This is a genomic window from Phytomonospora sp. NPDC050363 (assembly GCF_040655735.1).
Classification (GTDB): Bacteria; Actinomycetota; Actinomycetes; order Mycobacteriales; family Micromonosporaceae; genus Phytomonospora.
Map to the genome: position 1 here is coordinate 600676 of NZ_JBFAKK010000002.1, position 12411 is coordinate 613086.

The 12411-nt window shown below is 72.3% G+C and carries 11 protein-coding genes; 4 read left to right on the forward strand and 7 right to left on the reverse strand.

Features of this window, described 5'->3' with window-relative positions:
• Positions 1-149: 149 nt before the first annotated feature.
• The 3 genes from AB0I28_RS07300 (at position 150) to AB0I28_RS07310 (ending at position 2136) form a co-directional block, all read left to right on the forward strand.
• Positions 150-554 carry a hypothetical protein gene (locus AB0I28_RS07300; protein ID WP_357490525.1) on the forward strand — a complete coding sequence of 135 codons (405 nt, stop codon included), beginning with the start codon at positions 150-152 and terminating at the stop codon, positions 552-554.
• A gap of 11 nt (positions 555-565) precedes the next feature.
• On the forward strand, positions 566-1165 hold the full coding sequence (locus tag AB0I28_RS07305) for a cell wall protein (RefSeq protein WP_357490528.1): 600 nt from the start codon (positions 566-568) through the stop codon (positions 1163-1165).
• Between the two features lie 62 nt (positions 1166-1227).
• A complete protein-coding gene (locus tag AB0I28_RS07310) occupies positions 1228-2136 on the forward strand; it encodes a MauE/DoxX family redox-associated membrane protein (protein WP_357490532.1) in 909 nt (302 codons plus the stop codon).
• Positions 2137-2178: 42 nt separating this feature from the next.
• Here AB0I28_RS07310 and AB0I28_RS07315 read toward each other — a convergent pair whose 3' ends face one another.
• The 7 genes from AB0I28_RS07315 to AB0I28_RS07345 all read right to left on the reverse strand — a co-directional run bounded on the left by AB0I28_RS07315 (position 2179) and on the right by AB0I28_RS07345 (position 10401).
• On the reverse strand, positions 2179-3603 hold the full coding sequence (locus AB0I28_RS07315; protein WP_357490535.1) for a DUF4041 domain-containing protein: 1425 nt from the start codon (positions 3601-3603) through the stop codon (positions 2179-2181).
• 188 nt (positions 3604-3791) lie between these two features.
• Positions 3792-4544 (reverse strand): SDR family oxidoreductase, encoded by a 753-nt coding sequence (locus AB0I28_RS07320; RefSeq protein WP_357490537.1) that lies wholly within the window; start codon positions 4542-4544, stop codon positions 3792-3794.
• The gene (locus AB0I28_RS07325; protein ID WP_357490539.1) at positions 4541-5428 is read right to left on the reverse strand and encodes a P1 family peptidase; all 888 of its coding nucleotides are present in this window, start codon (positions 5426-5428) and stop codon (positions 4541-4543) included. The genes AB0I28_RS07320 and AB0I28_RS07325 overlap by 4 nt, the downstream gene beginning before the upstream one ends.
• Positions 5429-5440: 12 nt before the next feature.
• Positions 5441-6403, reverse strand: a complete 963-nt coding sequence (locus AB0I28_RS07330) for a hypothetical protein (RefSeq protein ID WP_357490541.1) — start codon at positions 6401-6403, stop codon at positions 5441-5443.
• Positions 6404-6606: 203 nt separating this feature from the next.
• A complete protein-coding gene (locus AB0I28_RS07335; RefSeq protein WP_357490543.1) occupies positions 6607-8625 on the reverse strand; it encodes a M3 family metallopeptidase in 2019 nt (672 codons plus the stop codon).
• Between the two features lie 66 nt (positions 8626-8691).
• The gene (locus AB0I28_RS07340) at positions 8692-9726 is read right to left on the reverse strand and encodes an ADP-ribosylglycohydrolase family protein (protein WP_357490545.1); all 1035 of its coding nucleotides are present in this window, start codon (positions 9724-9726) and stop codon (positions 8692-8694) included.
• Between the two features lie 69 nt (positions 9727-9795).
• Entirely contained in the window at positions 9796-10401 is a 606-nt protein-coding gene (locus AB0I28_RS07345; protein WP_357490547.1) for an NADPH-dependent FMN reductase, read from the reverse strand.
• 102 nt (positions 10402-10503) lie between these two features.
• On the opposite strand from AB0I28_RS07345, the gene AB0I28_RS07350 reads away from it, so the two are divergent.
• The gene (locus tag AB0I28_RS07350; protein ID WP_357490549.1) at positions 10504-11217 is read left to right on the forward strand and encodes a helix-turn-helix domain-containing protein; all 714 of its coding nucleotides are present in this window, start codon (positions 10504-10506) and stop codon (positions 11215-11217) included.
• Positions 11218-12411 lie beyond the last annotated feature (1194 nt).

Below are 12411 nucleotides of genomic sequence, written 5' to 3' on the forward strand. Positions count from 1 at the left end.
GATCTTGCCCCCAAGGTAGGAAATTTACGCCGAACTCATTGACTTGGGTAGCTTTTCGCCGACACTATGGTGACCAGCGTCGATGGCCATCACGCCCAGGTCCCCGCTCCTCACGGCGGGGAATCTTCCACCCATTGAAGGGAGGATCCATGGCGGCCCTCTACGGCGAGGTCTCCTGGTTCTGCTGCGGTAATGCCTGGGGCCCATGCGGCACCGTCGGCCGCGGCGCCTGCGGCACCTGTCACTCCGGCAATCGACAGCACGCGTGGCCCAACACTTCACAGGCGTGCCTGGACATCACCAGGCCCGACCGCTGCGGCGACAACCTCGCCCGGCGCACCTGCGGCCACGTGCACACCACGACCAATCGCTGCAACGGCAAGGCGATCGCCACGTCGATCGCCGACTGCGGCCCGCAGACCGACCTGTTCTGCGGTGAGCGGACCTGCTGTGGCTCGGTGTGCGGAAGCAACCGGGTCATCGACCTCACGCCCTCGGCGTACAGCGCGATCGGCAGTCTCTCGACCGGGCTGCTGCCCGCGATGATCACCTGAGGACGGAGACCATGGACAGACGCAAGCTGCTCACCAGCGCCGTCCTCGGCGGCGCCGCCGGAATCGTCGGAGCCACCGCCCTCGGCTCCCTGTCCCCCGAAGACGTCTTCGCGGCAGAAGGCGCCAGCGCCAAGATCAAGCCCGGCGACCCCGACCCGAACTTCGTCGAGGGCCGCATCACCGGCATCACCGACACCGTCTTGTTCGTGACCAGCTCGGACGGATCGCTGCACAGCATCCGGGTCACGAACGGAACCAGCATCTGGAAGCTCAACCCCACGACCTTCGACGAGGTCAAGGTCGGCGACGGCCTCTACGCCCGCGGCCTCCGGCTGGCCGACGGCACCCTCGCCGCCGACTCCCTGTGGGTCAACATCGTCAACCTCAACGCCCATGTCGACTCCATCGGCAAAGGATCGCTCAACCTCGACCACCACGGCCAGCGAGTCGTCGCCCACGTCGAGAACGGCCGCTCCGCCGCCGTCTACAACAACACCCCCGCCGTCTCGGACATGTCCATGCTCGAAGCCGGCAAGCACGTCAAGGTGATCGGTGCCTGGCACCCGGACACCAACGAGATCACCATCTCGACCGTCTACGCCGCCGTCTGATCCGTGGCCGGGTGGGTCGTCGGCTGTACCCACCCGGCCACCTCTTCGTGAGGTGATTCCTTATGTTGCACACGATCGCGGCGCTCCAGCCCCTGCTCATCGGCGGGGTGCTGCTGTGGTCCGGTTCGCTCAAACTGTTCAGCAGGTTCGCCGCCGCCGAAGCCCGCCGCACCGCCCTGCCGGGCCTGGTCGGCGAGAACCGCGCCGTCGGCGCCTACAAGGCACTCGGCGTCCTCGAACTCCTCATCGCCGCGGCGCTCATCGCACCGCCTCCACTGTGGATCGAACCCGCCGCCGGCGCCGCCCTGTCGGCCGGGTTCCTCGGATACCTCGCCTACGCCAAGGTCGCCGCACCGACCTCCTCCTGCGGATGCATGGGCGCCCAACCCTCACGCGTGGGCCGGCGGGCCTTCGCCCGCGCCGGTGTCCTGCTCGCCGCCTCCGCCGCCGCGCTCGCCTGGGCGCCGTCGACGGCCTGGTACACCTCCGCCGCCGACGCACCCGTCGTCTTCGCCGCCGTCCTGGCCGCCGAGGCGCTCCTGGTCGCCGGCTTCTCCTCCGAACTGGACCACCGCTGGCTGCTTCCCCTGCGCCGCCTGCACAACCGGCTCACCCACCCGCTGGCCGGCGGCGGTTTCGAGATCCCCCTCGACTCCACCGTCACCCAGCTCATCCGCAGCGGCGTCTACCGGCACACCGCCGCCGCACTCCACTCCGACCTCGGCGAACACTGGGACGAGGGCGAGTGGCGCTTCCTCGTCTACAGCGCCCGCTGGGACGGCAGGCCCGCCACGGCCGTCTACGCCGTGCCGCGCCTGCGCTACGCGCCCGACGACGTCCGCCTGGCCATTGTGGACGAGGAGCGCGGCGAAACCCTGCTGACGCTGGACTCCCCACCCGAAGAGGCCACCGAGGCGCGCCCCGAATGGGTGCTCACCACCACGGTCCCCGAGCACGTCCGCACTGCCTGACCGGCGAGGCCGGGCGCTCCACGCGCCCGGCCCGCACGCCGCTCACTCGGCGACGACCCGGCTCGCCCGCCACTCCTCGGCCTCGGGGACCTCGGTGAACTCCAGCAGGTGCTCCCCGCTCAACCGCTCCAGGATCGCCCGCACCTCCAAGGGCGTGGCGTGGAAGAACTCCCGCCGGACATTGACCCGGTTCACCCGCCGGTCGTCGAGCTCCCTGTGCAGCCGCGACTCCAGACTCACCGCGTCGGAGCTGAACACCAGCGCGTGCACGTCGAAGCGAAACGGCACCGACGCGTCGCCCAGCTCCCGCACCCGGTCCATCGGATCGAGCCGCCGCGTCATCCCCACCTTCACCATGCGCTCACCGAACGCGCCGATGTTGGAGATGACGTAGACATAACCGGTCCGCACATTGGCCTCCCGGGTCTCCACCGACTGGATGTCGGCGTTGATCCGGTCGAGCTCGGCGGCCAGCGCCGCCGCGCCCTCCACGTCGCCGTTGGCCTCCAGCTTCGCCATCGCCGTCAGGTTGTGGTCGCGCTGCTTGCGCAGCCGCGCCTTCTCCCGCTCGAACTCGCGCTCGGCCTTCTCCCGCTCACGAGCCTCCGCCCGCGCCTCCCGCTCCGCGTCCCGCTCGGCGGCCTTGCGGCTGAGATAGTCGGCGGTCAGCGAGAGCTCCTCGACACGCGCCCGGTGGTACTCGGTGGTGATGTAGATCTGCATGCGCTTGCCGAGCTTGGCGATCGTCTCGGCGGTCTTGTTGAGACGGTCGGTCGCCGCGGCGAGCTTGAAGGGCTTCATCCCGCGCACGAGATTGTCGGCCTCGGCGTTGTACGCGCGCAGCATCAGCTTCGAGAAGTCGTTGAGCATGCGCTCGCCCTCGGCGGCGGAGTTGTTGAGGTGGAAGCCGGTCGCGCGGCCGACGGCCCGGCCGCCGCGGGCCAGGGTGCGGTAGTGGTCCTTCAGCAGCCCGAGGCGTTCCTGGTAGGCGGCGGCGGTGTCGAGCGGGTGGGTGTACTCGTAGACGCCGATCTCCTGGAGCATCGCGATGTCGGTGGTGTCGGCGACCGTCCGGCGCAGCTGGATGAGCTGCGAGCTCAGCGCGGCGACCTCCCGGCGGAGGGTCTCGGCCTGCGCGGCGAGGGCGGCGGTCTCGGGGGTGGGCGCCGGGTAGGGCTCCTCGGGGGCGCGGTGGCGAGGCGGCCGCGGGGTGAGGGGTTCGGGAGAGTGGGCCGGTTGCGGATGTGGTGACGGTCGCGGGCGGGGGAGCGGGGTGAGCGGTTCGGCGACGGGGACCGGTGTCGCGCCGGTGACCGGCTCGTCGGCGACCCACCACGCCCATTCCTCCGGTGGCCGGGGCAGCGACGGGTCGGGCCGCCAGTTCGGCGGCGGCCGCCAGCCCGGCGGAGGGGTCGGCCAGCCGGGCGGCGGGTTGAACTTCCAGCCGGGCGCGCCTTGCGGGTCCATGGGCTCTCCAGGGCGTCGTGAGGCTCCGAGGCTAGTGACGCGGGGTGGCGGGATGCGGCCTTTTCGTGACGTGGTGGAGGCGGCGAGGACTGCCCGGGCGGGCAGACCGGCCCCGCGCGCGAGGCGCTGGACCGGCCGCCGCTCACATCCGGGGTCCCGCCGGCGATCGGTCCGGCCGGGCTCGCCCTTCAGGTCCGCAGGTATGAGGCCCCGTTGACGTCGAGCACGGTTCCGCTGGCCCACAACGCATCCGGCGAGGCCAGCCAGAGCACGGCCGAGGCGACCTCACCGGGCTCGCCGACCCGGCCGAAGGGGCTCTGTGCGCGGATCGCGGCCCCTTCCGCACCGTCCAGGCGGGCGGAGACGCGGTCGGTGGCGATGAAGCCCGGCGCGACCGAGGCCACGCCGATGCCATGTGGCGCGAGGGCGACGGCCAGCGACTGGGCCATGGCGTGCACGGCCGCCTTCGTCGCGCCGTAGGCGGGATGCGCCGGTTCGCCGCGGAAGGCCCCGCGCGAGCCGATGTTGACGATGCGGCCGGCGGTCTTGCGGGCGATCATCTCGCGCGCGGCGCAGTAGGACAGGTTCGCGGTCCCGTGCAGGTTCACCGCCGCCGTGCGCCGCCAGGCGTCGAGCCAGTCCTCATAGGTCACCTCGGCGATCGGGTGGGCGACCATCAGGGCGGCGTTGTTGACGAGCACGTCGATCCCGCCGAGCGCTTCGACGGTGGCCGCGACGATCTCCGGCGGCGCCTGCGGCGAGGCGAGGTCGCCGGACACGATCGCGTGCCCGGATCCGTTCAGGGAGGCCAGCGTCTCCTCGGCGCCCGAGCGGTTGCCTCCATAGTGGACGGCCACGCGGTCCCCGGCCCCGGCGAAGGCGCGCGCGATGGCGCGGCCGATCCCGCCCGAGGCCCCGGTGATCAGTACGGCGCGGCTCATGACGCTGCTCCCTTTCCTGTCGGGGCGGTGTCGCGGATGGCCTTCTCGACGGCCGCGACGCCCAGCATGCGCACGGTGTCCAGGTCGCTGACGACATCCCCGGCGGAGGCGGCGATGAACGCGTCGCCGTCGAACCTGGTGTGCGGCGGGACGATCGCGCGGGCCAGCCCGTCGTGCGCGCCCTGCGCCAGGATCAGGCAGCCGGACTTGTCGAGCCGCGCGTTGGTCGCCACGAAGCCGATCGTGGTGTTCGTGAACGACGCCGAGGCGAACAGTCCGCCCGGGCCCATCGCCGAGGCGTGGGCGGCCAGCGCGGTCCCGTCGGCGTCGACCTCGCCGAAGGCGTTGACGACGACCAGCGCGGAGACGATCAGGTCGCCGGCGGTGAAGGTCGCCGTCTGGATCATGCCCGGGCGCATGCCGTCGGGGCCGCGCCAGTGCCCGGTCGAGGCGCCGGTGCCGGCCCCGATCCGGCCGGTGGAGAAGGATCCCGCCTCGGCGTCGAGGCAGGCGTCGTAGCCCTCGTCGGGGCCGGGCCGTACCGAGGAGTCGCCGACGGCCAGGTCGAACAGGGCCAGGGCGGGGACGATCGGGACTCTGCCGCCGGGAGTCGGCACACCCCGGCCGCGCTCCTCGCAGTAGCGCATCACGCCGTCGGCGGCGGCCAGCCCGAAGGCCGAACCGCCGGTGAGCAACACGGCATCCACTGTGGACACCATCCGTTGCGGGTCGAGGAGTTCCAGTTCGCGGGAGGCGGGCGCGCCGCCGCGCACCTCGGCGGAGGCGACGGTGTTCTCCGGACACAGGATCACGGTGCAGCCCGTGCGCGCCTCGGCGTCGGTCCAGTGTCCGACGCCGAAGCCGAGATCGGTGAGGTCAGGCATGTGTTCAGCCTGTCACTCGGCGGCCTCCCGCGGGGCCGGAGGTGACGAAGTCGGCTGCTCGCGCGGTGCGGGGTCCTCGCCGGTGTGCACGGTCGCGCCGGTCACCTTCAGCGCGCCGCCCGTCAGCCGCAGGTCCTCGGCGAACACGTCGCCGCGACCGTCGGCGGCGATGAGGACCTTCCCGCCCGGCCCGAACGTGGCCCCGGTCAGGTGGATCGCGCCGCCCTCCATCGAGGTGCGCCGCAGGCGGAACTCGCCGGCGCGGAAGGTCGCGCCGTCGAAGCGCAGGACCGCGCCGCGCAGCCGCATCCCGTCGAGTTCGGCGCCGTCGATCACGGCGCCGCGCAGGTCGAAGGACCGGCCGTGCCAGGTCTGCTCGCCGGGCTCGTGACGCAGGCGCTCGGCGATCGTGTCCAGGATCGCCCGCCGGACCTGCCGCTCCTCGTTGCGGCGGCGGTTCTCCCGGCGCACCTCGACGTCCTCCTCGTCGTCGGGACCCGGTGGGGCGTAAGGCATCCGCATGTAGGCGCAGAGGACCTCGACGCACTTGGCGCGGCCGCCGTCCCAGTCGTCGGCCAGCCCGGACAGCGCGTAGACCCCCGCCATCCGCACCGCCGCCTTGTCGGACCCCAGCTGCTCGGCGGCCTGGTGGTAGCGCTCGTTGAACAGCCGCGTGTCCTCCCGCCGCTCGGCCGCTTCGGACTGGTGCTGCCTGCGGTAGGACACCACGAGCGCGACCACCGCGCCGACGCCGCCGGTGACGCTCCCGGCGACGGTCAGGATCAGCTTGACGACGTCGAAGCGCTGCGCGCCCTCCACCGGTCCGCGCAGATCGGGCGACCCGAAGGCGAGCCACAGCAGGACCGCGACCGCGGCCGTCACGACGATCCCGGTGCACAGCCAGGTGACGACGTGCCAGCCGTAGCGCAGCCGCAGCGGGCGGGATTCCTTGCCGGTGCGGGGATGTCGGGCCATCCCTGAGTTGTACCACCGTCACGCGAACGGGCGCGCGAGCCACGTCGACCGAAAAGTGAGCTAGGTCACTGCCCGCCAACCGTAGAGGGTCCGACCTGCGTTGAGATGTCGACGGTGGCGCGGCAACGGCCCGCACGCGCCACCGTCACCTCGGACGGCCCGTCGCCGGAAAACGCGGGCCGTCCGTTCTCATCCGGTGCGCGCTAGGCGGTCAGGCCGCGACGCTTCAGCAGCGGCTCGATGTCGGGCTCGCGGCCGCGCAGGTCGGCGAAGGCGCCCAGCGGGTCGACGCTGCCGCCCTTCGAGAGCAGCTTCGCCCGGAACGTGTCCCCATTGGACCGTCGCAGGCCGCCGTTCTCCTTGAACCACTCGACGGTGTCGGCGTCGAGGATCTCGCTCCAGATGTAGGCGTAGTAGCTCGCGCTGTAGCCGCTGGAGAAGATGTGCTGGAAGTAGGTCGTCTTGTACCGGGGCCGGATCGCCGGGACCGTGATGCCCGCGGCCTCCAGCGCCGCCTCCTCGAAGGCCGCGACGTCGCCGGGCTCGTCACCCTCGGCGAGGCGGTGCCAGGCCAGGTCGAGCAGCGCCGCGCCCAGGTACTCAACGGAACGGAAGCCCTCGTTGAACTGCTCGGCGGCCTCCATCGCGGCCACGAACTCCGCGGGCATCGCCGCACCGGTCTCGTGGTGCCGGGCGTAGTTGGCCAGCACCTGCGGCCAGGTCCCCCACATCTCGTTGACCTGCGAGGGGTACTCGACGAAGTCGCGCGGCACCGCGGTGCCCGCGAAGCGCGGGTAGGTCACCTGGGAGAACAGGCCGTGCAGCGCGTGCCCGAACTCGTGGAAGGTCGTGCGGACCTCGTCGAAGGTCAGCAGCGTCGGCTCGCCCTCGGGCGGGCGCGGGATGTTGAGGTTGTTGATCACGACCGGTTTCGTGCCGAACAGCCGCGACTGGAGCACCAGGCTGTTCATCCACGCGCCGCCGCGCTTGGACGCGCGGGCGTAGTAGTCGGCCAGGAACAGCCCGAGCGGCGAGCCGTCCTCGTCGAAGACCTCGTAGACGTCGACCTCGGGCAGGTAGCCGGCGAGGTCCTCGCGCTTGGTGAAGCTCAGTCCGTACAGCTTGCTGGCGGCGAAGAAGACGCCGTCCTCCACGACCCGGCCGAGTTCGAGGTACGGGCGCGTCGTGGAGTCGTCGAGGGAGTAGCGCTCCTGACGCACGCGCTCGGCGTAGAAGGGCCAGTCCCAGGGCTCCAGGGTGGACCCCTCGGGCATCGCCGCCGACAGCTCCTCGGCCTCGGCAAGGGCGTTGCGGCGCGCGACGGGCGCCATCCGCTCCAGCCGGCCGAGCACGGCCTCGACCGTGCCGGCGGTCTGGTCGGCGATGATGTAGTCGGCGTGGGTGGCGTAGCCCAGCAGCGCGGCCCGCTCGGCGCGCAGCTTCGCGATCTCCACGACCAGCTCGGCGTTTCCGGTGACCCCGCGGCCGACGGAGGCCTCGTAGAGCCGCCGGCGCAACTCCCTGTTGGTCAGCGAGGACAGGGCCGGCTGCGCGGTGAACAGGCTCAGGCTCAGCGCGTACTTGCCGTCGTGGCCGCGCTCGGCTGCGGTGCGCGCCGCCGCGGCGACCGCGCCCTCGCTCAGGCCGTCGAGCTCGGCGGCGTCGTCGACGACGACCAGGGCGGCGTTGGTCTCCACCTGGAGGTTCTGGTCGAAGGCCGTGGCCAGCTCGGCGAGGCGGGTGTTGAGGGCCTTGAGGCGCTCGGTCTTCTCGGCGGGCAGCGCGGCGCCGGCGCGGACGAAGTCGGTGCGGTAGCGCTCAAGGAGGCGGCGCTGTTCGGGGTCGGTGAGCGTGTCCCGTTCGGCGTACAGGGCCTCGATCCGCTCGAACAGTGCGGTGTTGAGCAGGATGGAGTCCTGATGGGCGGCCAGCACCGGGGAGATCTCGGTCTCCAGCGCGCGCACCGCCTCGTTGCTGTCGCTGGCCACCCGGGTCCAGAACACCGCCGACACGCGCGCGAGGGTGCGGCCCGCACGCTCCATGGCCGTGATGGTGTTCTCGAAGGTGGGCGCCTCGGGCCGCTCGGCGATCGCGGCCACTTCGGCGGCGTGCTCGGCCATGCCTTGCTCGAACGCCGGGCCGTAGTGCTCGTCGCGGATGTCGGCGAAGGGCGGCAACTCGTACGGCAGGGCGCTGGGGACGAGCAGAGGGTTATCGGTCACGGTCGTTTCACTCCTTACTCGGCAACCGCACCAGCGTGACTGATCACCCGGCTTTTCGCCACTCGTTCACATGTACGGGTAGGTCTCGTCGGACGTCTCGCCCGGGTTTCGCCCCAGATCGGTGCCGACCTGCTCGATCACCTCGCGGGCCTCCAGTTCGCCGACCCAGTCGGCGGGCAGCGAGGCCTCGCCGTGCATGGCGCCCAGCAGGTTCCCGGCGATCGAGCCGGTGGAGTCGGAGTCGCCGGAGTGGTTGACCGACAGGAGCAGGCCGGCGCGGACGTCGCCCTCGGCGCGCAGGGCCGCGTAGACGCCCATCGCCAGCGCCTCCTCGGCGATCCAGCCGCCGCCGATCTGCTCCAGAACGAGGGCCTCGTCCTCGTGGCTTCGGGTGGCGAGGTGGCGGGCCTTGTCGAGGGCCGTCGAGGTCTCGCCGCCGTGCTCCTCCTTGCGCAGGCGGGCCTGCACCTCGTCGAGCCCTTCGTCGAGGGTGCCGCCGTTGTGCAGGACGCCGATGATCCCGGCGAGCGCGCCCGACGCCAGCCAGCCCGTCGGGTGCCCGTGGGTGACGGCGCCGATGGCCACACCCGCGTCGAAGGCACCGCCGGGGGCGGCCCGCATGACCCCGCCGCAGCCCTTGGAGTTGTTGATGCGGTCCTCGCGGGTGCCGTAGCGGCCCGAGGAGAGCGCGCCGACGCAGGTGTTGCCGGGCGCGCGGACGTGGTGCAGGTCGGGCGTGTCCCACAGCAGGCCGCGCTTCTGGAGCGGCCGATCGCCCGGCGGGAGCGTCGCGGCCAGGCCCTGCGTGGCCAGCCAGCGCAAGTAGGAGTAGAACAGCGCGGCCTGGAAGTTGGCGATGCCGTAGCCGCCGAGGCGTCGGCGGGCGCCGATGACCGCCTCGGCGGTGAACAGCGCCATCTGCGTGTCGTCGGTGATCGCGCCGAGGCGGCCGTCGTGGTGGAGGACCAGGCCGGTGATGCCCTCGGGGCCGTACACGCGGCGGATGTCGGCGAGCGAGTGGAACTCGATCGGGGCGCCGAGGGCGTCGCCGACGGCTCCACCGAGGAGTACGGCTCGCCAGAAGGAGGAGGCGTCAGGCATTCCCCGATTGTGCCGGGTGGCCGCACGGGGCCACCCGGCGCCGCTCGGGCGTGCTGTCGGCCGCGTTCGTCAGGCGGCGACGGCGGACACGCGCAGCGACTTGAGCGCGCCCGCCCAGGCGGTCAGCTCGTCGAGCATCGAGTGCAGCGCGGCGAGCTGGTGCTCGCCGGGTTTGACGACGCCGAGGTCGTCGGGGGAGCCGGGGTTGGTCCACTCGAAGTCGGTGAAGACCGAGAGGCCGACCTGCGAGCGCACGGTGGCGACCTTGAGTTCGGACATGACCAGGCGCAGGTGCTCGACGGCGCGGACGCCGCCGGAGGAGCCGAAGCTGACGAAGCCGGCGGCCTTGTCGTTCCACTCGGCGAAGAGGAAGTCGACGGCGTTCTTCAGGGAGGCCGGGACGGCGTGGTTGTACTCGGGGGTGACGAAGACGAAGGCGTCGTAGGACGCGATGGTCTCGGCCCACCGCTGCGTGTGGGCGTTCTCGTAGCGGCCCCACATGGCGGGGTAGACCTCGTCGAGCAGGGGGAGTCGGTACTCGGCGACGTCGACGATCTCGACGGAGACGTCGCGGCCGTCGAGGTGCGCGTCGGCGGCCTGCTTCACCCAGTCGACGACGCCGGCGGAGCGGCGCCCGGGGCGGGTGGTGCCGATGATGGCGGCGATGCGAATCATGATGGACTCCTGGTCGGGCAAGGTCGGGAAGGTAAAGTACAACGTGCATGGCAAGTATTACAACGATCGTTGTACTTGCCATGTCGAGGTGATGGAGGACACATGGCGGGCCGTGGTCAGCCGGGCAAGCGCGGCGACATTCTGCGCGGTGCCCTGACCGTCTTCGCGCGCGACGGATACGTGGGCGCTTCGATCGACGCGATCTCCGCCGAGGCGAGCGTGTCGACCAGGACGATCTACAACCACTTCCAGGACAAGGCGGCGCTGTTCGTGACGGTCGTGGAGGAGAGCACCGCCCGGGTCGCGGGGATCCACGGCGAGATCATCGAGAGGCACCTCGGCAGGGAGGTCTTTGACGTCGAGGGTTTGGAGGAGGTGCTGGTCGCTTGCGCGGTGGACCTCGCCGACCCCGCCGGGCGCGACTACGGGGAGCACATCGCGCTGATCCGGCACCTGGACGCCGAGGCGGGGAGCATTCCGGCCGAGGCGGTGCGGATCTGGCGGCGGACGGGACCGCTGCGGGTGCAGGAGCTGCTGGCGGGGCGGCTGGCGGAGTTCGGGGCGCGGGGGTTGCTGGGTGGGGTGGGGGTTGGGCCTGGTTCGGGAGCGGGGGCTGCGGGGGACGGGTCTGGGGCTGGGCCGGTGGCCGGGGCCGGGGCCGGGTTGTCGGCGGAAGCGGCGGGGCTGGCGGCGACGCACTTCCTGATGCTGGCGCGCGGAGCGGTGCCGTTTCGGCGCCGGGAAGGCGAGGCGGGAATAGAGGACGCCGTGCGGGCAGGGGTGCGGGTGTTCTTGTACGGGTACGCGCGGGGGTAGGGGCGGACTGCGTGGGGCCTCGGCCGGGGCACACTGGATGTGGGCTGGGCCGTCGGGGAGGACCCATGCGATGAACACGATCGAACCCGCCGGAGCGGACGGGCCGCCGCAGGACACCGCGCTCGGCGTGGCGGCTGGCGCGGACGCCAGTGCGCCCCACGTGCCGGGCGAGCCCGGTGAGTCCGACGTGGACACGACGTCGGCCACGACCATGGGGATCGCCGACGACACAGCGATCACCACGAGCCCGGACCACACCGGACCGGCCGACTCCGCGCACGACACCAGGTCGCCGACAACGGAGTCGAGAACGTCTCCCTTCCCAGACGTCTCCGTCACCTTGCCCACGACCTTGCCGCCCGCGTCGGTGGTACCCGGCGGCGTGTCCATCGTCGAGCCGCCCCCGGCCGAAGGCTCGGCGGCGACATCGACCGTCCCGCCGCCCGCAGGGCAGGCGGACACACCGACCGGCGCGTCGCCCGCGCCCCACGCCGGTCAGTCCGGTGAGCAGGCTCCGATGGCCGTGGAGCCACCCACGCCGCCACCCACGCCGCCACCCACGCCTCCACCCCCGGCCCTGCCCGAAGGCCGGGCCGCGCCGACGGTTGCCCCGCCGAGCCCGGACCGCGCCGCTGCCGAGCAGCCTGGGGTGCCGCCGGTCCCCAGCGGGCCGCCGAGTCCCGGCCCCACCGCGCAGCCGCAGCCGCAGCCGCAGCGCACGGTGGGGTCGCCGCCTGGCCCCGCGCGCGACGCGCGGACGCAGTCACCGCCCACGCCCACTGCGGGCACCGCAGCCACCGCGCCGCCGAGACAGGAACGTCCCCGCCCCGCACAGCCCACGGCGCAGCCGCGCCAGGACCGCGGAGCCGTTGCACAGGCCAGCGCCTCGCCGAGCCCCAGTCCCGTCGCGCAGCCGCAGCGTGTCGCGGAGGCGAGTTCGGCGCCCACTGCGCCTATCGTGCAGCCGCAGCCCGCGCCTACCGCGCAGCCGAACCAGGACTACGCACCTTCCGCACGGTCCAGCTCGCAGCCGAACCGAGACCGCACAGCTTCCGCACGGCCCAGTTCGCTCCCTGCGGCGGAGTCGCTGCATGCCCCTGCGTCCACGGCGCAGCCGCAAGCGCCACTCGTGCCCACCGCGCAGCCGAGCCAGGACCGCGGAGCCGCTGCACAGGCCAGCGCCTCGCCGAGCCC